The 22,061-nt window shown below is 60.7% G+C and carries 19 protein-coding genes; 6 read left to right on the top strand and 13 right to left on the bottom strand.

Going from position 1 to position 22,061, the window contains the following annotated elements; translation table 11 throughout:
* Nucleotides 1–142: 142 nt before the first annotated feature.
* The 8 genes from KKQ10_RS05765 to KKQ10_RS05730 form a co-directional block, all read right to left on the bottom strand.
* Complete coding sequence (locus tag KKQ10_RS05765; protein ID WP_215500517.1) at nt 143–1,039, bottom strand: peptidoglycan DD-metalloendopeptidase family protein; 897 nt, start codon at nt 1,037–1,039, stop codon at nt 143–145.
* Between the two features lie 185 nt (nt 1,040–1,224).
* Complete coding sequence (locus KKQ10_RS05760) at nt 1,225–2,178, bottom strand: response regulator (RefSeq protein ID WP_127649600.1); 954 nt, start codon at nt 2,176–2,178, stop codon at nt 1,225–1,227.
* Nucleotides 2,179–2,358: 180 nt separating this feature from the next.
* The gene (gene phoU, locus KKQ10_RS05755) at nt 2,359–3,120 is read right to left on the bottom strand and encodes a phosphate signaling complex protein PhoU (RefSeq protein ID WP_007962290.1); all 762 of its coding nucleotides are present in this window, start codon (nt 3,118–3,120) and stop codon (nt 2,359–2,361) included.
* A 72-nt stretch (nt 3,121–3,192) separates the two neighbouring features.
* Nucleotides 3,193–4,026, bottom strand: a complete 834-nt coding sequence (gene pstB, locus KKQ10_RS05750) for a phosphate ABC transporter ATP-binding protein PstB (RefSeq protein WP_007962289.1) — start codon at nt 4,024–4,026, stop codon at nt 3,193–3,195.
* A gap of 93 nt (nt 4,027–4,119) precedes the next feature.
* Nucleotides 4,120–5,790: a phosphate ABC transporter permease PstA gene (gene pstA / locus KKQ10_RS05745; RefSeq protein WP_215500516.1), complete on the bottom strand. Its 1,671-nt coding sequence runs from the start codon at nt 5,788–5,790 to the stop codon at nt 4,120–4,122.
* A 15-nt stretch (nt 5,791–5,805) separates the two neighbouring features.
* The gene (locus KKQ10_RS05740; RefSeq protein WP_215500762.1) at nt 5,806–7,839 is read right to left on the bottom strand and encodes an ABC transporter permease subunit; all 2,034 of its coding nucleotides are present in this window, start codon (nt 7,837–7,839) and stop codon (nt 5,806–5,808) included.
* Between the two features lie 488 nt (nt 7,840–8,327).
* Nucleotides 8,328–9,329, bottom strand: coding sequence for a phosphate ABC transporter substrate-binding protein PstS (locus KKQ10_RS05735; RefSeq protein ID WP_127649597.1), 1,002 nt, complete (start codon nt 9,327–9,329; stop codon nt 8,328–8,330).
* A gap of 157 nt (nt 9,330–9,486) precedes the next feature.
* A complete protein-coding gene (locus KKQ10_RS05730; protein WP_127649596.1) occupies nt 9,487–10,785 on the bottom strand; it encodes an MFS transporter in 1,299 nt (432 codons plus the stop codon).
* A 377-nt stretch (nt 10,786–11,162) separates the two neighbouring features.
* On the opposite strand from KKQ10_RS05730, the gene KKQ10_RS05725 reads away from it, so the two are divergent.
* Together KKQ10_RS05725 and KKQ10_RS05720 are read left to right on the top strand one after the other, a co-directional pair.
* Entirely contained in the window at nt 11,163–11,567 is a 405-nt protein-coding gene (locus tag KKQ10_RS05725) for an acyl-CoA thioesterase (RefSeq protein WP_003229628.1), read from the top strand.
* 58 nt (nt 11,568–11,625) lie between these two features.
* Entirely contained in the window at nt 11,626–12,525 is a 900-nt protein-coding gene (locus KKQ10_RS05720; protein ID WP_215500515.1) for a D-hexose-6-phosphate mutarotase, read from the top strand.
* Between the two features lie 83 nt (nt 12,526–12,608).
* Here the strand turns inward: KKQ10_RS05720 and KKQ10_RS05715 are convergent, their stop codons facing one another.
* From KKQ10_RS05715 to purE, 4 genes are all read right to left on the bottom strand, one after another.
* Nucleotides 12,609–13,145, bottom strand: a complete 537-nt coding sequence (locus KKQ10_RS05715) for a DUF3299 domain-containing protein (protein ID WP_127649594.1) — start codon at nt 13,143–13,145, stop codon at nt 12,609–12,611.
* Nucleotides 13,146–13,247: 102 nt separating this feature from the next.
* The gene (locus tag KKQ10_RS05710; protein WP_008030708.1) at nt 13,248–13,493 is read right to left on the bottom strand and encodes a GlsB/YeaQ/YmgE family stress response membrane protein; all 246 of its coding nucleotides are present in this window, start codon (nt 13,491–13,493) and stop codon (nt 13,248–13,250) included.
* Between the two features lie 114 nt (nt 13,494–13,607).
* Nucleotides 13,608–14,690 (bottom strand): 5-(carboxyamino)imidazole ribonucleotide synthase, encoded by a 1,083-nt coding sequence (locus tag KKQ10_RS05705; protein ID WP_215500514.1) that lies wholly within the window; start codon nt 14,688–14,690, stop codon nt 13,608–13,610.
* A 10-nt stretch (nt 14,691–14,700) separates the two neighbouring features.
* Nucleotides 14,701–15,192, bottom strand: a complete 492-nt coding sequence (gene purE, locus KKQ10_RS05700; protein ID WP_003229641.1) for a 5-(carboxyamino)imidazole ribonucleotide mutase — start codon at nt 15,190–15,192, stop codon at nt 14,701–14,703.
* Nucleotides 15,193–15,702: 510 nt separating this feature from the next.
* Between purE and KKQ10_RS05695 the strand changes: the two genes are divergently transcribed.
* The gene (locus KKQ10_RS05695) at nt 15,703–16,272 is read left to right on the top strand and encodes a zinc metalloprotease (RefSeq protein ID WP_215500513.1); all 570 of its coding nucleotides are present in this window, start codon (nt 15,703–15,705) and stop codon (nt 16,270–16,272) included.
* A 63-nt stretch (nt 16,273–16,335) separates the two neighbouring features.
* Here KKQ10_RS05695 and KKQ10_RS05690 read toward each other — a convergent pair whose 3' ends face one another.
* Complete coding sequence (locus KKQ10_RS05690) at nt 16,336–17,247, bottom strand: LysR substrate-binding domain-containing protein (protein WP_215500512.1); 912 nt, start codon at nt 17,245–17,247, stop codon at nt 16,336–16,338.
* A gap of 180 nt (nt 17,248–17,427) precedes the next feature.
* Here KKQ10_RS05690 and aspA point away from each other — a divergent pair, with 180 nt between their 5' ends.
* The 3 genes from aspA to KKQ10_RS05675 all read left to right on the top strand — a co-directional run bounded on the left by aspA (nt 17,428) and on the right by KKQ10_RS05675 (nt 21,924).
* Nucleotides 17,428–18,852, top strand: coding sequence for an aspartate ammonia-lyase (gene aspA / locus KKQ10_RS05685; protein WP_127649589.1), 1,425 nt, complete (start codon nt 17,428–17,430; stop codon nt 18,850–18,852).
* Between the two features lie 447 nt (nt 18,853–19,299).
* Nucleotides 19,300–20,748, top strand: a complete 1,449-nt coding sequence (locus KKQ10_RS05680; protein ID WP_127649588.1) for an alanine/glycine:cation symporter family protein — start codon at nt 19,300–19,302, stop codon at nt 20,746–20,748.
* Between the two features lie 171 nt (nt 20,749–20,919).
* Nucleotides 20,920–21,924: an asparaginase gene (locus tag KKQ10_RS05675; RefSeq protein WP_215500511.1), complete on the top strand. Its 1,005-nt coding sequence runs from the start codon at nt 20,920–20,922 to the stop codon at nt 21,922–21,924.
* Nucleotides 21,925–22,061: the final 137 nt, after the last annotated feature.

Raw genomic sequence — 22,061 nt, 5'->3', positions numbered from 1 at the left:
CCCGTTGGGCTGCGAAGCAGCCCCGCCCGGCTAACGCGTCAGTTCTGATACACCGCATTTGAGGTTTTGGGATGGCTTCGCCATCCAACGGGGGCAAGCCCCCTCGCCACAGAGAACATCCCCCGTTTGATCTGCGCTGGATTTACTGTTTGCCCAACGCAAAGTTGGGCAACGCCCCCAGCGGCTGGTTGAACTGATACGGAATCGATACCAGCCCCTGCCCGGTATTGCGCTGCACCACAAAGTGCAGGTGCGGGCCGCTGCTGTTGCCGGTGTTGCCGGACAGCGCCAGCGGGCTGCCGACCGTCACCCGCTGTCCCTCGCGTACGCTCACCGAACCTTGCTTGAGGTGCAGGTACACACCCATCGTGCCGTCATTGTGCAGCACCCGGACGAAATTGCCGGAGGCATCGGTGCCGCGCCCGCTCTGTGAATTCTCGACTTTCACCACCACCCCGGCCCGCGCCGCGATGATCTGGGTGCCGACCGGCATGGCGATGTCCATCGCATACTTGTTCTTCGGCCCATAGTGGCTGTACTGACCGTTGGCGCCCTGACTGAGGCGGAACGGCCCGCCCCGCCACGGCAACGGATAGCGATAGCTCTGTGCGGCACCGGCAGGGTCGCCCAGCGAATACTGGAACTGCGGCGTATACACCAGCGGCTTGCCGCCGGTGATCGCCGTCAGCAGCGCCAGACGCGTGTTGCTGCGCGCCGGCAACACCCGGCGGATAGTCTGGGCTGGCGCGCCACGCACGTTGCTCATCCCGGTAAATGCCAGCGCCACCTCGACCGGCGCGTACAGATCGTTGCGCACGAACACCACGTCGCTGCCCTTCTGCTTCTTGATATCGAGATACACCTGGCGCTCCAGGTGCTCGACCATGCGGTCCTGAAACACGAACACCTGCGAGCCTCTGCTCGGCCGGTCGCTATACGAGACCACGCCGTTGGCATCGGTGGATTTGTAGATCGTCATGGCCACAGCCGAGGTGGAGGCCACGAAGAGACCACAGAAAAACAGCAGGCGCGCGAGCATGGGCAAAAGTCTGTCGAAGTGAGGCCTGGGAATGAGCCTAGCAGGTGAGACAGACCAGGCTAGTCGACAGATGTTTCAAAATGGGCAGCACACAAAGCAAAAGATCGCAGCCTGCGGCAGCTCCTACATTGGAATGCGATCCCTGTAGGAGCTGCCGCAGGCTGCGATCTTTTTCAATGCGCCGCTTACGCGCCCGGAACGAAGTGCTTCTGCGCTGTGCCGCGGGCGATCAGGCGGGAGATGTAGTCGAGCTTCTGCGCGTCCTGGTCGACGAAACGGAAGGTCAGTTGCAGCCAGTCGCTGTCCGGCTTCGGCTCGTGGGCGACGACGGCATGCAGGTAGCCGTTGAGGCGGGCGATTTCGGCGTTGTCGCCCTGCTCCAGATCGAGCACGGCGCTGTCGAGGATCTGCGGCAGGGTGTCGGTGCGTTTCACCACCAGCAACGCTTCCTTGATGCTCAGGGCCTTGATCACGCATTGCTGGGTGCCGCTCGGCAGGCGCAACTGGCCTTGACCACGACCACCGGCCGGCGCTTTCGAGGCTGCCGGGGCCTGGACTGGCGGACTGTTGAGCAAACCACGGGACGGCGCAGCAGGCGCCGGCGCCGCAGCGGCAGGCTTGGCGAACGGGTTGACCGCCGCGGCGGCCGGAGCGCCACCCACCACGGCAGGCTTGCCACCGGTCAACGCGCTCAGGGAGTCGTTGCCGAAGGCCGAATTCATCTTGGTTGGCGCGCTGTTCATCAGGGTGTCGAGCTTGCCGACCTTGTTCAGCGCCTGCTTGACCTTGGTCAGCAGTTGCTCGTTGGTGAACGGCTTGCTGACATAGCCGGAAACGCCGGCCTGGATCGCCTGGACGACGTTTTCCTTGTCGCCACGGCTGGTGACCATGATGAACGGCATGGTCTTGAGATTGTCCTGCTCACGGCACCAGGTCAGCAGTTCAAGGCCGGACATTTCCGGCATCTCCCAGTCGCACAGCACCAGGTCGAACGCTTCCTTGGCCAGCATGGCCTGGGCCTTTTTGCCGTTGACGGCGTCCTCGGTGCGGATCCCCGGGAAGTAGTTACGCAGGCATTTTTTCACCAGGTCGCGAATGAACGAAGCGTCGTCCACGACCAACACACTGATCTTGCTCATCCAACACCCCTATAAAAATCCCGGCAAGCATACCGCTTTTACTGATGGCACATTGCCAACAATCTTCAGTCACGCCGGGACTTTTCGTTCGCGGGTGCTGCTTTTTAATTCGATTTCCTGATTCAAGCGTCCAAAACAAAAACGCCCGGCCAAAGGGCCGGGCGCTTTTCTCAGGCAATCTTACTTATCGTCAGCATCGCCCGGAACATTAGCGGTTTCGCCGCTTGTACCTTGAACTTCTTCTTTCATGCGCTTGAGGCCCAGGTGACGCACGTCGGTGCCGCGCACCAGGTAGATCACCAGTTCCGAGATGTTGCGCGCGTGGTCGCCGATCCGCTCCAGCGAACGCAGGACCCAGATGATGCTCAGAACCCGCGAGATAGAGCGCGGGTCTTCCATCATGTAGGTCGCCAGCTCACGCAGGGCGGTCTTGTATTCGCGGTCGATGACTTTGTCGTATTGCGCCACCGACAGCGCCAGATCGGCGTCGAAGCGAGCAAACGCGTCCAGCGCATCACGGACCATGTTGCGCACCTGATCGCCGATGTGACGCACTTCGACGTAACCGCGCGGCGCCTCACCTTCTTCGCACAGCTGAATGGCGCGACGGGCGATCTTGGTCGCTTCGTCACCGATGCGCTCCAGGTCGATCACCGACTTGGAGATGCTGATGATCAGCCGCAGGTCGGACGCCGCCGGCTGACGACGGGCGAGAATGCGCAGGCATTCTTCGTCGATGTTGCGTTCCATCTGGTTGATCTGGTCGTCGATCTCGCGCACCTGCTGGGCAAGGCCCGAGTCGGCCTCGATCAGCGCGGTGACCGCGTCGTTGACCTGCTTCTCGACCAGCCCGCCCATGGCCAGGAGGTGGCTGCGCACTTCCTCGAGCTCGGCATTGAACTGCGCGGAGATATGGTGGGTAAGGCCTTCTTTACTAATCATGGTGGCGTCCTTGGAGCGTCCGGTAAGGTGCGGCGGGCCGCAGCGTCAAATTCTGTGAGCAACCGCCATCTGTTAGCCGTAACGACCGGTGATGTAGTCTTCGGTCTGCTTCTTCGCCGGATTGGTGAACAGGGTGTCGGTGTCGCCGAATTCCACCAGTTTGCCCATGTACATGAACGCCGTGTAGTCGGAAACCCGCGCGGCCTGCTGCATGTTGTGGGTCACGATGACGATGGTGAACTTGGACTTCAGCTCGTAGATCAGCTCTTCGACTTTCAGGGTCGAGATCGGGTCAAGGGCCGAGCACGGTTCGTCGAGCAGCAACACTTCCGGCTCAACCGCGATGGTGCGGGCGATCACCAGACGCTGCTGCTGACCACCGGACAGACCGAGTGCCGAGTCATGCAGACGATCCTTCACTTCGTCCCACAACGCCGCGCCTTTCAACGCCCACTCGACGGCTTCGTCGAGGATGCGCTTCTTGTTGATGCCCTGGATGCGCAGACCGTAAACCACGTTTTCGTAGATGGTCTTGGGGAACGGGTTCGGCTTCTGGAACACCATGCCGACGCGACGACGCAGCTCGGCAACGTCTTCGCCCTTGCGATAGATGTTGTTGCCGTAGAGGTTGATCGCGCCCTCGACACGGCAGCCGTCAACCAGGTCGTTCATGCGGTTGAAGGTACGCAGCAGCGTGGACTTGCCACAGCCGGACGGGCCGATGAAGGCGGTCACGCGCTGTTTCGGGATGTTCATGCTGACGTCGAACAGCGCCTGCTTCTCACCGTAGAACAGACTCAGGCCCGGGACTTCGATGGCGACGGTTTCCTGCTCAAGGCTCAGGCTCTGTTTATCGCGACCCAGGGCCGACATGTTGATGCCGTGGGTATGTGTTTCGTGCTGCATGGTTCTCACTCCGTTCGTAGCTGCGAGCTTCTGGCTGCAAGCTGCAAGTTTGAGCAAAAGCGGTTTGTAGCTTGCCGCTTGTGGCTAATGGCTTTAGCTGTCCAGCGCTTTGTATTTTTCGCGCAGGTGGTTACGAATCCACACTGCCGACAGGTTCAACGTGGCGATCACCAGCACCAGCAGCAGCGCCGTGGCGTACACCAGCGGACGGGCCGCCTCGACGTTCGGGCTCTGGAAGCCGACGTCATAAATATGGAAGCCCAGGTGCATGATCTTCTGGTCCAGGTGCAGGTACGGGTAGTTGCCGTCCAGCGGCAGCGACGGTGCCAGTTTCACCACACCCACCAGCATCAGCGGTGCTACTTCACCGGCGGCGCGGGCCACGGCGAGGATCATGCCGGTCATCATCGCCGGGCTGGCCATCGGCAGGACGATTTTCCACAGCGTCTCGGCCTTGGTTGCGCCCAGTGCCAGCGAGCCTTCGCGGACAGTACGCGGGATACGCGCCAGACCTTCCTCGGTCGCCACGATCACCACCGGTACCGCCAGCAGCGCCAGGGTCAACGACGCCCAGAGCAGGCCCGGTGTACCGAAGGTCGGGGCCGGCAGCGCTTCAGGGAAGAACAGACGGTCGACCGAGCCACCCAGCACGTAAACGAAGAAGCCCAGACCGAACACCCCGTAAACAATGGCCGGAACGCCGGCGAGGTTGTTCACCGCGATGCGGATGATTCGGGTCAGGGCGTTCTGCTTGGCGTATTCACGCAGGTACACCGCCGCCAGCACGCCGAACGGGGTCACGATCATCGCCATGATCAGGGTCATCATCACGGTGCCGAAGATCGCCGGGAAGATCCCGCCTTCGGTGTTCGCTTCACGCGGGTCGTCGGACAGGAACTCCCAGACCTTGCTGAAGTAGAAACCGATCTTGGTCATCGTGCCCATGGCATTCGGCTGGTAAGCGTGAACCACTTTGCCGAGGCTGATTTCGATCTCTTTGCCGTTGGCATCGCGAGCCGTCAGGGCGTCGCGGTTGAACTGCGCATGCAGATCGCTCAGACGTGCTTCGACGTCCTGATAACGCGCGTTCAGCTCGGCACGCTCGGAGTCCATGTCCGCTTGCGCGGTGGCGTCGAGCTTGCCATCCAGTTCCAGTTTGCGGCCGTGCAGACGGATGCGTTCCAGACCGGAGTTGATCGCACCGATGTCGGTCTTCTCCAGGGACTTGAGCTGCGCGGCGAGCTTGTTCACGCGGTCGATCCGCGCTTGCAGCTCTGGCCACGCAGCCTCGCCCTCAGCGATGACCTTGCCGTCCTGTTTGACGTTGACCAGGTAGCCGTAGAAGTTGCCCCACTCACGACGTTCGATCGCCATCAACTCTGGCGGCCTGGTCTGGTTGGTCAGCCACTCGCCGACGATCCAGGTGAAGTCGTTGCCATTCAAGTCACGGTTGCCGACCTTGATCAGCTCGCGGGTCATGAATTCCGGGCCCTGATCGGGCACCGGCAGGCCAGCGCTTTTCAGGCGGGCGCGGGGCACTTCTTCTTTCTGCACCACTTCGCCGATGACCAGGTGATTGGCCTGGCCCGGTACGTCGTAGTTGGCGTGGATCAGATCCGCCGGCCAGAAGTGACCCAGGCCGCGCACGGCGATCACCGCCAGCAGGCCAATGGTCATGATGACCGCGATGGACACCGCGCCACCGCTGATCCAGACGCCCGGGGCGCCGCTCTTGAACCATCCATTCAGGGAGTTCTGTTTCACAGACTTCTACCTTTCTTAAAGCGACGAGTATTTCTTGCGCAGACGCTGACGAATCAGTTCTGCCAGGGTGTTCATGACGAAGGTGAACAACAGCAGCACCAGCGCCGAGAGGAACAGCACGCGGTAGTGGCTGCCGCCGACTTCCGACTCTGGCATTTCCACCGCGACGTTGGCGGCCAGGGTGCGCAGGCCTTCGAACAGGTTCATTTCCATGACCGGGGTGTTACCCGTGGCCATCAGCACGATCATGGTTTCCCCGACCGCACGGCCCATGCCGATCATCAGCGCCGAGAAGATGCCCGGGCTGGCGGTAAGGATCACCACGCGGGTCATGGTCTGCCACGGCGTGGCACCGAGGGCCAGGGAGCCGAGGGTCAGGCCACGCGGCACGCTGAACACGGCGTCTTCGGCGATCGAGTAGATGTTCGGGATCACCGCAAAGCCCATGGCCAGACCGACCACCAGAGCGTTGCGCTGGTCGTAGGTGATGCCCAGGTCGTGGGAGATCCACATGCGCATGTCACCACCGAAGAACCAGTTCTCCATGAACGGGCTCATGTACAGCGACAGCCAGCCCACAAACAGGATCACCGGAATCAGCAGCGCACTTTCCCAACCGTCCGGAACTTTCAGGCGGATCGACTCAGGCAGGCGGCTGAAGGTGAAGCCGGCGACCAGAATGCCGATCGGCAGCAGCATCAGCAGGCTGAAGATGCCCGGCAGATGCCCTTCCACATACGGCGCGAGGAACAGACCGGCGAAGAAGCCGAGAATCACCGTTGGCATCGCCTCCATCAGCTCGATCACCGGTTTGACCTTGCGGCGCATGCCCGGGGCCATGAAGTAGGCGGTGTAGATCGCGGCGGCAACGGCCAGCGGTGCCGCCAGCAGCATCGCGTAGAACGCGGCTTTCAGGGTGCCGAAGGTCAGTGGCGAGAGGCTCAGCTTCGGTTCGAAATCGGTGTTGGCTGCGGTCGATTGCCAGACGTATTTAGGCTCGTCGTAGTTCTCGTACCAGACCTTGCTCCACAGCGCACTCCACGACACTTCCGGGTGCGGGTTGTCGAGCAGCAGCGGTTGCAGCTTGCCGCCAGCTTCGACGATCACCCGGTTGGCGCGCGGCGACAGACCGAACAGGCCCTGCCCTTCGGCGACCGGCTCGACCAGCAACGTGCGGTGCGCGGTACTGTGGAACACGCCGAGCTTGCCGGACGCATCGAGGGCAACGAAGCCTTTACGACGCTCTTCGGCAGTGATTTCAACGATCGGCGTGGTGCCCATCTGGAAGGTGCGGATTTGCTTCAGGCGCAGCTCGCCATCGGTGTCGCGGGCCATGAACCACTGGGCCAGACCACCCTTGGAATCACCGATGATCAGCGAGATGCCGCCCACCAGTTGGGTGCTCGCGGTGACTTCGGCGTCGGCATTTTCCAGCAGCTTGTAGCGACCGTTGAGACTCTTGTCGCGCAAGCTGAACACATCGGCCTGGGCACGCCCGTTGACCACGTACAGCCATTGCTGGCGCGGGTCGACGAAGATGTTTTTCACCGGCTCGGTCATCTGCGGCAGATCGATACGCTTCTGCTCGTTGGTGACTTCGCCGGTCATCATGTTTTCTTCGCTGGTCAGCGCCAACACGTTGAGTTGCGAACCGGTCGAGCCCACCAGCATCAGGGTCGAATCGGTGGCGTTGAGGCTCACGTGCTCCAGCGCCCCGCCGCTCTCGTTCACCGCGATCGGCGTGTTGCCGTACGGGTATTCGATGGCCGGGGTGATGGTTTTCTTGCCTTCCGGGTAGCTGACTTTATAGGTGTGACGGAACACCAGCGCCTGGCCGTTGGACAGACCCACGGCCACCAGCGGATGACCTGGCTGGTCTTCACCGATGGAGGTGACGGTAGTGCCTGCCGGAAGCGGCAGATCGACGCGCTTCAATTCAGCGCCATTGTCGATGTCGAAGAACAGTGCCTGGCCCTTGTCGGAAACGCGCATCGCCACCTGATTCTGCTCTTCGAGCGAAATCATCAGCGGCTTGCCGGCGTCCTGCATCCAGGCCGGGGTAATGGCATCTTTCGCGGTCAGGCTGGCACCCTGGAACAATGGCGCAACGACGTAGGCGAGAAAGAAGAAGATCAGGGTGATGGCTGCCAGCACCGCCAGCCCGCCAACGAGGACGTACCAACGGGTGAAGCGATCCTTGAGCGCACGAATGCGGCGCTTGCGTTGCAGCTCAGGCGTATTGAAATCAATGCGCTTGGGAGGGGAAGTCGTAGTCATTGGGGAATTGGCCAGATCATTCATGCGCTCACCCTAGCGATCCTGTATGACAGAAAGATGACAGTGCAGTGACGCAGCAAATCCACCGCCAGCGGAACTGGCAGAGGATCGAAAATTTGAGGGGTTGCAGGAGCTGTCGAGGGGACCTCGGCTGCGATCTTTTGATCTTGCCGCTCACAAGGCCAGATCAAAAGATCGCAGCCTCGTTTCACTCGACAGCTCCCACAGAGTCCGGCGGGGTTCACCCCGGACTCAGTTTGTTACTTTTTTGCGACTTCAGCGCCGCCTTCCTGCAGACCCAGGTCAGCCAGTGCTTTTGCAGCAACCTTGGCTGGCAGAGGGATGTAGCCGTCTTTCACTACAACTTCCTGACCCTGTTTGGACAGAACCAGTTTCACGAACTCGGCTTCCAGCGGGGCCAGAGGCTTGTTCGGGGCCTTGTTGACGTAGACGTAGAGGAAACGGGACAGCGGGTACTTGCCGTTCAGGGCGTTTTCTTCCGAGTCTTCGATGAACTCGGTGCTGCCTTTTTTGGCCAGCGCTACGGTTTTCACGCTAGCGGTCTTGTAACCGATGCCCGAGTAACCGATGCCGTTCAGCGAGGAGCTGATCGACTGCACGACCGAAGCCGAACCTGGTTGTTCGTTGACGTTTGGCTTGTAGTCGCCTTTGCACAGGGCTTCTTCCTTGAAGTAGCCATAGGTGCCGGATACCGAGTTACGACCGAACAGTTGCACCGGCTTGTTGGCCAGGTCGCCGGTCACGCCCAGGTCGCCCCAGGTTTTCACGTCGGCTTTGGCGCCGCACAGACGAGTGGACGAGAAGATCGCGTCAACCTGTTCCATGGTCAGGTGCTGGATCGGGTTGTCCTTGTGTACGAATACCGCCAGGGCGTCCACGGCAACCGGGATAGCGGTTGGCTTGTAGCCGTACTTCTGCTCGAAGGCCGCCAGTTCGGTGTCCTTCATCTTGCGGCTCATCGGGCCCAGGTTGGAGGTGCCTTCAGTCAGCGCAGGTGGCGCAGTGGCGGAGCCAGCGGCCTGAATCTGGATATTTACGTTCGGGTATTCTTTTTTGTAGTTCTCAGCCCACAGGGTCATGAGGTTGGCCAGAGTGTCGGAACCAACGCTGGACAAGTTGCCCGACACACCAGTGGTCTTGGTGTAGCTCGGGATAGCAGGGTCAACAGCGGCGAACGCGTTGGCGGTCGCAACGCCAGCAGCGACAAACGTCATTGCCGCCATCAAACGCTTCAGTTTCATGCCTTACTCCTAGCAGATAGGGTGTGTTAAGTCGGGGCCAAGTATCAGCAGGCCGTGTGAACACTCTATGGCTGAAATATGACAATTGGATGAAAGGCCAGCATGTCGCTTGATCGTTCCCACGCTCTGCCTGGGAACGATCAAGCGGGACGGAAAATCAGCGACCCTTTTTCCAGAGCCACGCCCCCACCAGAATCCCCATCGCGCAAAGCACCGCTACATAGTAGGCAGGCCCCATCGCACTCTCTTTAAGCAGCAGACTCACCACCATCGGTGTCAGGCCACCGAAGATCGCGTAAGCCACGTTGTACGAGAACGACAGCCCGCTGAAGCGCACCACTGGCGGGAATGCCTTGACCATCACGTACGGCACCGCACCGATGGTACCGACCAGCAAACCGGTCAGGGCATACAGCGGGAACAGCCAGTTCGGGTGATCGGCGAGGCTGTGATAGAAGGTCCAGGAGCTGATCAGCAAGCCCAGGCAACCGAAGACAAACACCCGGCCGGCGCCGAAGCGATCCGCCAGGGCGCCGGAGATGATGCAGCCAAAGCTCAGGAACACGATCGCCAGGCTGTTGGATTGCAGCGCCACCGTCGGCGAGAAGTGATAGACCGTCTGCAGCACGGTCGGGGTCATCAGGATCACCACGACGATCCCGGCCGACAGTAACCAGGTCAGCAGCATCGAGATCGCAATCGCCCCGCGATGGTCACGCAGCACCGCGCGTAGCGGCACTTCTTCGGCCAGCGCCTTGCGCAGTTGCAGCTCGGCGAACACCGGGGTTTCGTGCAGCCAGCGGCGAAGGTAGACCGAGAACAGGCCGAATACGCCACCGAGCAGGAACGGAATCCGCCAGGCGTAATCCGCAACTTCCAGCGGTGTGTAAATGCTGTTGATAGCGGTGGCGACCAGTGAACCCAGGAGGATGCCCGCCGTCAGGCCGCTGGTCAGCGTGCCGCAGGCATAGCCGACGTGCTTTTGCGGCACGTGTTCGGAAACGAAGACCCACGCCCCCGGCACCTCCCCGCCAATCGCCGCGCCCTGGATCACCCGCATCAGCAACAGCAGAATCGGCGCCCACAGGCCGATCTGCGCGTAAGTCGGCAGCAGACCCATGATCAGGGTCGGCACGGCCATCATGAAAATGCTCAGGGTGAACATTTTCTTGCGCCCCAGCAGGTCGCCGAAGTGCGCCATGACGATGCCGCCCAGTGGCCGCGCGAGGTAACCGGCGGCGAAAATGCCGAAGGTCTGCATCAGGCGCAGCCATTCGGGCATGTCAGCCGGGAAGAACAGCTTGCCGACCACGGTGGCGAAGAACACGAAAATGATGAAATCGTAAAACTCCAGCGCACCGCCCAGGGCCGATAGCGACAGAGTCTTGTAGTCATTGCGGGTCAGGGGTCGTGCAGGTTGCTCGGGCTGCGCGAGGCTCGAAGGCGCTGTGGTCATGGCAAGGGCTTCTCTTATAGTCGGATCTACCGCCACAACAACGCTGGCTGTGGCTTGGGCAGGTTCGGCACCATAGCAAATTGTTCGAAAAAGCACATAGAGGCGCGTATTTGACAGTCAAAATCAGAACCCGATGGTCGTCGCGGAGTCTACCGACCGATATACTCGCAACCTTGCTCCGGTTTGTAGGGGGTTGCTGTGCGAAAACGTCGTTGGTCGCCTTGGTGCGTGGATCCAGCCGCTTTCGCAGAGTTTCCCTTTAGGCGCCTTATGGAAAACGTGACGAACGTAGTATGTTCGGTGCTGAATCGTTTTTCCTGAAGACGGCTACCACCAGCAGTACCAACGAAGAGTCACGGGTCAGAGGCACCCCCGGCATGATAGAGCTCGAACAAGAAGATCCGATCCCGCAAGGCGACCTGGCCCTGCAAATTACCGCACTCCCCCGCGAAACCAACGGCTTTGGCGATATTTTCGGCGGCTGGCTGGTGGCGCAGATGGATCTGGCGGGCACCGCGATGGCCAGCCGCGTTGCCGGTGGCCGTGTGGCGACCGTGGCCATCGACCGCATGGCATTTCTGGTGCCGGTCGCGGTGGGCGCGCAATTGTCCTTTTATACCCAGACCCTGGAAATCGGTCGCAGCTCGATCCAGATGATGGTCGAAGTCTGGAGCGACGATCCGCTGTCCAGCGAGTGGCGTAAAGTGACCGAAGCAGTGTTCGTCTTCGTCGCCATCGACGGCAGCGGTCGCACCCGTTCGGTGCCACCACGCGCGCGTTAAACCTCGCCGCGGTTTTGCGGTCGATAGTCGTCCCAAGTGTCTGATCGAGAGCTGTCCCATGAACACGCCCAACGTTGAAGCCGTGAAACTGGATGAACTGAACTGCTGGCGCATCCGCCACGGTCAGGCCGAAGTGCTGGTCGCCCAGCAAGGCGCGCACATCCTCAGTTATCAGATCGACGGCCAGCCGCCGATCATCTGGCTCAACGACAAGGCCGTGTTCAAGACCGGCAAGAGCATCCGCGCCGGTGTGCCGGTGTGCTGGCCTTGGTTCGGCAAGTTCGAACGCAACCCGCAGAGCGTGCAGGCCATGTACACCGGCGAGCAACCGGCACCCGCGCACGGTCTGGTGCGGGCGATGGATTGGGAGTTGGGCGGCATCGAATCAGAGGCTGACGGCGTCAAGGTCGAATTTAAGCTGCCCTACCCCGAAGGTGGCCTGCCGGGCTGGCCGCATCAGGTCGATCTGACCCTGACCTTGCATCTGTCCGAGCAACTGAGCTTCAGCCTGACCAGCCACAACCGTGGCAGTGACACCGTCAGCCTGAGCCAGGCGCTGCACACTTACTTCGCGGTCAGTGACGTGCGCAATGTGCACGTCGATGGCGTGAATGGTTTGAATTACATCGAGACGCTGGATGACTGGAAAACCAACACCCAGCAAGGCGATCTGCATTTTGCCGGTGAGACCGACCGCATCTACCTCGATGCTCCACCACAGTTGAGCATTGTCGACGCGGCTTGGGAACGACGCATTGTGCTGACGGCTACCGGTTCGCGCACCGCCGTGATCTGGAACCCGTGGATCGACCGCGCGGCGGCACTGACCGACATGGACAACGATGGCTGGCAGCGCATGTTGTGCATCGAGACGGCGAATGTGATGGATGACGTGGTGACTTTGGCACCGAGCGCCAGTCACACCATGGGCGTCAGCATCGACAGCAAACCGCTTTAAGATCAAAAGATCGCAGCCTTCGGCAGCTCCTACAGGAAAATGCATTCCAATGCAGGAGCTGCCGAAGGCTGCGATTTTTTGCTTTAGAGATCAGACTCTTGCACCACCCGCACCTTGTCCGCTTCCAGCGCATACGCCGCATCGGCCAGATCATTGCTGACCTTCTCGACCTTCAGCGTGCCGGTGACCCACAGCGGCGTGTAGATATCATCCAGCTTCAAGCCTTTGGGATAACGCACCAGCACCAGCTGATTCGGCGGCGGTGGCGGCACGTGGATGCATGCGCCCGGGTACGGCACGAGGAAGAACAGCGTGCTGCGGCCCTTGGCATCGGACTCCAGCGGCACCGGGTAACCACCGATGCGGATGTGCTTGTCGTTCATCGACGCCACAGTCTTGGTCGAATACATCACTGCCGGCAGGCCCTTGGCCTGCTTCATCCCGCCCTTCTGGGTGAAGGTGCCGGTGGCTTCCGGGGAGTTGTGGTCGATTTCGGGCATGGCCTCGAGGGCTTTCTGGTCCGACTTGGGCATCAGTTCCAGCCAGTCGGTTTCCGGCAGTTCGCCGGCGTGGGCCAGACCGCTGCCCAGCAAAAGGAGAGTCAACAAAAGACGGCGCATGGAGGTGCTCGGTAAAAGATGCTCGGATAAAGGAAGGACGTTGAATCGCCGAGCATTCTAGCCCTCCCTGCCGCGTTGGCAGAGAGGACTTGGTCGCTTGGATCAGTTCTTTTTGATCAGGCCGTAGATCACCAGCAGCACGACCGCGCCGACCAGTGCGCCGATGAAGCCTGCGCCCTGACCTGCCTGATAGATACCCAAGGCCTGGCCGCCGTAAGTGGCTGCCAGCGAACCGCCGATACCGAGCAGGATGGTCATGATCCAGCCCATGCTGTCATCGCCCGGCTTAAGGAAGCGTGCCAGCAGGCCGACGATCAAGCCGATAAAGATGGTTCCGATAATTCCCATGGCATTTCCCTCTGACGCTGAATAGTAGATATGCCAAAGCCTAGTCAGACTTTGGCATCCTGCCATGAGAGAACGGCGGCTCCCGAAGGTTCCGCCGCTGCCACATGAAACTGCTTACTCGGCGATCAGCGCTTCGACCTTGACGATCTGCGCCTGGAGCGTGGCCATGTCGGCGCAGCGCAGGTTGGCGTGACCGACCTTGCGCCCGGCCTTGAAAGCTTTGCCGTAGTGGTGCAGATGGCAATCTTCGATGGCGATGACTTTCTCCACCGGCGGAACCACGCCGATGAAGTTGAGCATCGCGCTCTCACCGACCTTGGCTGTCGAACCCAGCGGCAGGCCGGCAACGGCGCGCAGATGGTTTTCGAACTGGCTGCACTCGGCGCCTTCGGTGGTCCAGTGCCCGGAGTTGTGCACGCGCGGGGCGATTTCGTTGGCCTTGAGGCCACCGTCGACTTCAAAGAACTCGAACGCCATCACGCCCACATAGTCGAGCTGTGTGAGCACACGGCTGGAGTAGTCTTCGGCCAGGGCCTGCAACGGGTGATCGGTGCTGGCGACCGACAACTTGAGAATGCCGCTGTCGTGAGTGTTGTGCACCAGCGGGTAGAACTTCGTTTCGCCATCGCGGGCACGCACGGCAATCAGCGAGACTTCACCGGTGAACGGCACGAAGCCTTCCAGCAGGCAGGCAACGCTGCCCAGTTCGGCGAACGTGCCAACCACGTCCTCCGGTTTGCGCAGGACTTTCTGACCCTTGCCGTCATAACCCAGGGTACGGGTTTTCAGCACGGCCGGCAGACCGATCGAAGCGACGGCGGCATCCAGATCGGCTTGCGATTGAATGTCGGCGAAGGCCGGGGTCGGAATCCCCAGGTCCTTGAACATGCTTTTCTCGAACCAGCGGTCGCGAGCGATGCGCAAGGCTTCGGCGCTCGGGTACACCGGCACGAATTGCGAGAGAAACGCCACGGTTTCGGCCGGGACGCTTTCGAACTCGAAGGTCACCAGGTCGACTTCGTCAGCCAGTTGGCGCAGGTGATCCTGATCGCCGTAATCGGCCCGCAGGTGTTCACCCAGTGCGGCGGCGCATGCGTCCGACGCAGGGTCGAGGAAAGCGAAGTTCATGCCCAGCGGAGTCCCCGCCAGCGCCAACATGCGGCCCAACTGGCCGCCACCGATTACACCGATCTTCATCTCAACAACCTCAGGCAATACGTGGGTCTGGATTGTCCAGGACGCTGTCTGTCTGCTCGGCACGGAAAGTTTTCAGTACCGCGTGGAACTGTGGATGCTTGGCGCCCAGAATGCTCGCCGAAAGCAGGGCGGCGTTGATCGCGCCTGCTTTGCCGATGGCCAGGGTAGCCACCGGAATGCCGGCCGGCATCTGCACGATCGACAGCAGCGAATCGACGCCCGAGAGCATCGACGACTGCACCGGAACGCCCAGCACCGGCAGGTGGGTCTTGGCCGCACACATGCCTGGCAGGTGGGCTGCGCCACCGGCACCGGCGATGATCACCTCGATGCCGCGGCCCTCAGCCTCTTCGGCGTACTGGAACAGCAGATCCGGGGTGCGGTGAGCAGAAACCACCTTGACCTCGTACGGGATGCCGAGCTTTTCCAGCATATCGGCGGTGTGGCTAAGGGTGGACCAATCGGACTTGGAGCCCATGATCACGCCAACCAGTGCACTCATCGTCGCGCCTCTTCTCTCTGGGCGCCCGCAGGCGCGTCAAAAACAACAAGCCACGCAGGATTGCGTGGCTTGATTGTACGAAAAATGGCCGGACGGACCGGCCGAAGGCCGCGCAGTATACCGCAAAGAAGCCAATAAACAGCCCCCGTCACGACCATCTGTCTTGTGATGCAAAACAACAGGTTTATTGACTCGAAAATCAAGAACCCTGCACTACCAATAACATCGGTTGGAAGTTAACGCGCGCTCGCGCTGGCACACTAAAACCTAAACAACAGAACATCAGGAAATAAAAACTAAAGAACCATCAATGGCGTGCAGACCTTCAATGCTATACAAATCCCATAACACTTATTACAACAATCCACATTAAATTAGAAAGCTTGAATCACCGACAACTACAACAACAAAACTGCAAAATAAACTTATACAAAATTCCAACAATCATTTCGACGGCCAGACGCGTCTTTGGCCGTTATCACTGATAACAATATCTACTGGAGTTTCGCCATGTCACGCTCGCTTGTGCTGTATGTCTTTATTCATAAAGATTTATCGGAACATGATTCCAAAGTCCTCTTTGAAAGCCATTTCAGCTGGCTGGCTGATGAATTCGAAGAAATTTCAGGAAAGCCGTTCGCACTCTTTATGATACAGCCGTCAGACGCACCCGGCCTCAGTGATCACGCCTATAAAATCGGTACGCCTGAGCAAGCGATTTACGATTGGCGCGAGAAAGTCGATGAACATAAGGATCTTCGCGTTAGCGACTACTACGACGATCACACTCGAAAGTTTCTTTTACTGACACGCGACAACCTCAGCGATAGTGTTGCCGGTATAGCAAGCCAGACCGGCTACTGCGCAATTTCCTCGATTAATGGCGAGCAGACACCTGCTCATGAAGTCGGTCATATGTTTGGTGCAGAGCATGAAGACTTTGAGGTCTATTACAACGGCTGGTGGGATGAAACCATTATGGCGTCCGGGACCGTTGCATCGGTATTCCGAGGAAACGCCAAGCGTTTCAGCGATAAAAACCGGGAACGCATCCGCAACTACCTCAAAGAACACGACTAAGCCCTATTGAGCCCCTGCACTGACAAGAGTGAACGCGAAAATCGCCTTCACTCTTGCTGTCCGTCAAGCAGTAGAACCCGCCACTCCCCCTTCCAGCTTACGCCACAGCAACCGCACGTTGGCCTTGCGCACCAGCGCGCAGCGATACAGACGAATCTCCAGCGGCACATGCCATTGCGGGCCGCCGCAGACGACGAGTTCGCCGCGGGCCAGTTCGGCACGTACGCTCAGTTGCGGCACCCAGGCAATCCCGAGGCCTTCCAGGGCCATGCTCTTGAGGCTGTCGGCCATGGCGGTTTCGTAGATGGTGGTGAAACGTAACTGACGCTGACGCAACAGTCCGTTCACCGAACGCCCGAGAAACGCTCCGGCGCTGTACGCCAGCAACGGCACGCTGGCGTCGCCTTCCAGATCGAACAGCGGCTTGCCATCGGCATCCGCCGCGCACACCGGCAGCATCTCGGTCTGGCCCAGGTGCAGCGACGGGAAGATTTCCGGGTCCATCTGCATCGCCGCGTCCGGGTCGTAGAACGCCAGCATCAGGTCGCAGCCGCCTTCGCGCAGCGCATGCACGGCGTCGCCGACATTGGTCGCCACCAGTCGCGTGGCGATGTTCAACCCTTCGTTGCGCAGTTGTGCGATCCAGCGCGGGAAAAAACCCAGCGCCAGCGAGTGCGCTGCGGCGACTTGCATCACCTCGCCCTGCCCGCCTTCCAGGTGATGCAGATGACGCAGCACTTCACCGAGCTGTTCGACCACCGTGCGCGCGGTCACCAGAAACAGCTGCCCGGCCGCCGTCAGCTCGATCGGCGTGCGTGAGCGGTTGACCAAGGTCAGCCCCAAAGCGGCTTCAAGGCTGCGGATCCGCCGACTGAACGCCGGCTGAGTCACGAAGCGCCGTTCGGCCGCCTGCGAGAAGCTGCGAGTGGCGGCCAGAGCACTGAAGTCCTCGAGCCATTTGCTTTCCAGATTCATCACGCCCTCCCGGGAACGCACCAAAACAGGTCACACGTCTGCCGCGCGCGCGGCGTCACACGGGCATTATGCCGAATGTGCATAGGGCAGTGTTTAACAGCATTGGCCCAAAAAATCCTACAAGCCTAGCATTCGCAGCGTTCCGGCATAGACCGGGTCCATATCGAGATGATTTCTATCATGTCCTCCGCTGCATCTTTCCGCACAGAAAACGACCTGCTTGGCGCCCTCGAAGTACCGGCTCAAGCGTATTACGGCATCCAGACCCTGCGAGCGGTGAACAACTTCCGTCTCTCCGGCGTTCCGATTTCGCATTACCCGAAACTGGTTGTGGGTCTGGCGATGGTCAAACAGGCCGCCGCTGACGCCAACCGTGAGTTGGGTCACCTGAGCGAAGCCAAGCACGCTGCCATCAGCGAAGCCTGTGCCCGATTGATCCGCGGTGATTTCCACGAAGAGTTCGTGGTCGACATGATTCAAGGTGGCGCCGGTACTTCCACCAACATGAACGCCAACGAAGTGATCGCCAACATTGCGCTCGAAGCAATGGGTCACCAGAAAGGCGAGTACCAGTACCTGCACCCGAACGACGACGTCAACATGGCGCAGTCGACCAACGACGCCTACCCGACCGCGATCCGCCTGGGTCTGCTGCTGGGTCACGACGCGTTGCTGGCCAGCCTCGACAGCCTGATTCAGGCCTTCGCGGCCAAGGGTCAAGAATTCAACCACGTCCTGAAGATGGGTCGTACCCAGCTGCAAGACGCCGTGCCGATGACCCTGGGTCAAGAGTTCCGCGCATTCGCCACCACCATGAGCGAAGACCTGGCCCGTCTGAAGACGCTGGCCCCGGAACTGCTGACTGAAGTGAACCTGGGCGGCACCGCGATCGGCACCGGCATCAACGCCGACCCGCGCTATCAGGCGCTGGCGGTACAGCGTCTGGCGCTGATCAGCGGTCAACCGCTGGTTCCAGCCGCCGACCTGATCGAAGCCACCTCCGACATGGGTGCCTTCGTGCTGTTCTCCGGCATGCTCAAGCGCACCGCGGTCAAGCTGTCGAAAATCTGCAACGATCTGCGCCTGCTGTCCAGCGGCCCACGCACCGGTATCAACGAGATCAACCTGCCGGCCCGTCAGCCAGGCAGCTCGATCATGCCCGGCAAGGTCAACCCGGTGATTCCGGAAGCCGTTAACCAGGTGGCCTTCCAGGTCATCGGTAACGACCTGGCGCTGACCATGGCAGCCGAAGGCGGCCAACTGCAACTGAACGTGATGGAGCCGCTGATCGCGTTCAAGATCCTCGACTCGATCCGCCTGCTGCAACGCGCCATGGACATGCTGCGCGAGCACTGCATCGTCGGCATCACCGCCAACGAAGCCCGCTGCCGCGAACTGGTCGAGCACTCGATCGGTCTGGTCACCGCGCTGAACCCGTACATCGGCTACAAAAACGCCACCCGCATCGCCCGTATCGCCCTTGAAAGCGGCCGCGGCGTGCTGGAACTGGTGCGCGAAGAAGGTCTGCTCGACGAAGCCATGCTCGCCGACATCCTGCGCCCGGAAAACATGATTGCACCGCGTCTGGTTCCGCTCAAAGCCTGAGCCGACGCGTTACTTGTTGCACCGCTCACCAGGTCGAGGGACTAGACACCTCTCACCTTTTGAGGGCTTGGGGATTGGTCCCCAAGCCCTTTTTTTTAACTGTTTGACCCTGAGACCCGTATGTCTGGGGGTTGCGCCAACAAGAAAGCAGCCTCCAAACAAGCCCGGCGCCGGTAACGCCGGGTGTTTCAAAGCTTCGTTTCGTCGCTTGCACCACAAGCGTGCAGACGGGCGCCGCACTGATCGGTATAGTGCCGCCCCTCTTCGCGTGAGCGGTCGTCGGTAACGAGGCCATAACCCATGCGAAACCCGAACTAATAACAAACCCGCGAAATGGAACCGGGACGAAACATTCGCCTCACCTGTCGTGCCGCGTGCACACCGGCGTAACACGATGTTTCTGACCATCCAGTATTTGCTTACACAAAAAACAGCGAGGAAAAATCCATGCTCGAAGTCATCAACGACTTCCTCTCAGGGAAAGTACTGATCGTGCTCATTGTCGGGCTCGGTAGCTACTTCACGATTCGCTCGCGTTTCGTTCAATTGCGGCACTTCTTCCACATGTTCGCGGTGTTCCGCGACAGCCTCAAAGGCAGCGCCGGGCAGCTCAGCTCGTTCCAGGCCCTGATGCTCAGCCTTGCCGGCCGTGTCGGTGCAGGCAACATCGCCGGTGTCGGCATCGCCGTGACCCTGGGTGGTCCAGGTGCGGTGTTCTGGATGTGGGTGACCGCACTGGTCGGCATGTCCAGCAGCTTCTTCGAATGCACCCTGGCCCAAGTCTACAAGCGCGCCGATGGCGACGGCCTGTACCGTGGCGGCCCGGCTTACTACATCCAGCACGGCCTGAAACTCAAAGGCATGGCGGTGGTGTTCTCGATCCTGCTGCTGGTCACCTACGGCTTTGCCTTCATTGGCCTGCAGTCCTACACCGTGACGCACTCACTGCAGAACGCCTTTGAATTCAATCCACAACACACCGGTATCGTCCTGGCGGTGCTGCTGGCCATTACCTTCATCGGCGGCATCAAGCGCATTGCCTCAGTGTCCGACCTGCTCGTACCGATCAAGACCCTGGCCTATATCGGCGTGACCCTGTACGTGATCGGTACCCAGATCGAACACGTGCCAGCCATGCTGGAAACCATCTTCAAGAGCGCCTTCGGCCTCGACCCGGCCTTTGGCGGCCTGCTCGGCAGCGCCATCGTCATGGGCGTGAAGCGCGGCGTGTTCGCCAACGAAGCGGGCCTGGGCAGTGCGCCGAACGTTGCCGCAGTGGCCGCCGTGAAGCACCCGGGCGCCCAGGGCGTGGTCCAGGCCTTCAGCGTGTTCCTCGACACCTTCGTGATCTGCACCTGCACCGCGCTGCTGATCCTGCTGTCGGGCTTCTACACCCCGGGCTTCGAAGGTGACGGCATCGTCCTGACCCAGAACTCGCTGGCCGCCGTGGTCGGTGACTGGGGCCGCATGTTCGTCAGCGTCGCTCTGTCGCTGTTCGTCTTCACTTGCATCCTCTACAACTACTACCTGGGCGAAAACAGCCTGCAGTTCCTCACCCGCAACCGCGCCGCGCTGATGATTTTCCGCGGTCTGGTCCTGGCGCTGGTGGTATGGGGTTCGATGCAGGACCTTTCGACTGTGTTCGCCTTCGCCGACATCACCATGACCTGCCTGGCCTTCGTCAACCTGATAGCCCTGGCCATGCTGTTCAAGGTCGGCATGCGCGTGATGCGCGACTACGACGAGCAGCGCCGCGCCGGCGTCAAGCAGCCCGTGTTCGACTCCAGCAAATTTACCGATCTGGACCTGGACCTGAAGGCTTGGCCGACCAACCCGCCAGCCGCCGCTGGCAAGACCGAAGTCGAGCCGCAAGGCGCCCCTGCAGCGCAACGCTGACAGGTGAATGACGGGCGCATCCCCTGCGCCCGTCAGTTATTGTGATGCAATAACTTGTAGGAGCGAGCCTGCTCGCGATAGCTGTCTTTCAGCCAACATCAATGTTGAATGATGAACCGCTGTCGCGAGCAGGCTCACTCCTACAATGTCATCTCTTGTGGAGACCCTCAGATGATTGCCAATTCCTTCCCCGCCGCCCAACACGTCATGGTGCTCTACACCGGTGGCACCATCGGCATGCAGGCCAGTGCCAACGGCCTGGCCCCAGCGTCCGGTTTCGAAGCGCGGATGCGCGAGTACCTGCACAGCCAGCCTGAGCTGGTGGTGCCGCAGTGGCGCTTCCGAGAAATGTCGCCGCTGATCGACAGCGCCAACATGACCCCGGCCTATTGGCAGCAACTGCGTGAAGCGGTGGTCGATGCCGTGGACGTGCAAGGCTGCGACAGCGTGTTGATCCTGCACGGCACCGACACACTGGCCTACAGCGCGGCGGCAATGAGCTTCCAGTTGCTCGGCCTGCATGCTCGTGTGTGCTTCACCGGTTCCATGCTGCCGGCGGGCGTGGCTGACAGCGATGCCTGGGAAAACCTCGGCGGCGCACTGGTTGCCCTCGGCCAAGGCTTGGCGCCGGGTGTGCACCTGTACTTCCACGGCGAACTGCTGGACCCGACCCGCTGCGCGAAAGTGCGCAGTTTCGGCCGTCATCCGTTCAAGCGTCTGGAGCGTCAGGGCGGCGGGGTGAAAGCATCTTCGATGCCGGCCGCGTTGAACTACAACCAACCGAAACAACTGGCGAATGTCGCTGTGCTGCCGCTGTTCCCCGGCATCAGCGCCGGGATTGTCGACGGTCTGCTCGACGGCGGCATCCAGGGCCTGGTGCTGGAGTGCTACGGCAGCGGCACCGGACCGAGCGACAACCCCGAGTTCCTCGCCAGCCTCGGCCGAGCCCGGGACAAAGGCGTGGTGGTGGTCGCAGTCACCCAGTGCCATGAAGGCGGGGTCGAGCTGGACGTTTACGAGGCCGGCAGCCGGCTGCGTGGCGTGGGCGTGTTGTCCGGTGGCGGCATGACCCGCGAAGCGGCGTTCGGCAAGTTGCAGGCGTTGCTGGGTGCTGGTCTGGAGTCGGCTGAAGTACGGCGCCTGATCGAACTCGACCTGTGTGGCGAGCTGATCTGACACCACGCAATACCCCTGTAGGAGTGAGCCCCTGTGGCGAGGGAGCTTGCTCCCGCTCGCCTGCGAAGCAGTCGCAATATTTCGGCGCCGCTGCGCGCCCCAGCGGGAGCAAGCTCCCTCGCCACAATAGCCCTCCC

Origin of the sequence: Pseudomonas sp. MG-9 (genome assembly GCF_018729515.1) — a bacterium.
GTDB lineage: Bacteria > Pseudomonadota > Gammaproteobacteria > Pseudomonadales > Pseudomonadaceae > Aquipseudomonas > Aquipseudomonas serboccidentalis.
The sequence above is the reverse complement of the archived record's forward strand: the minus strand, read 5'-3'. Positions and strand labels throughout refer to the sequence as shown.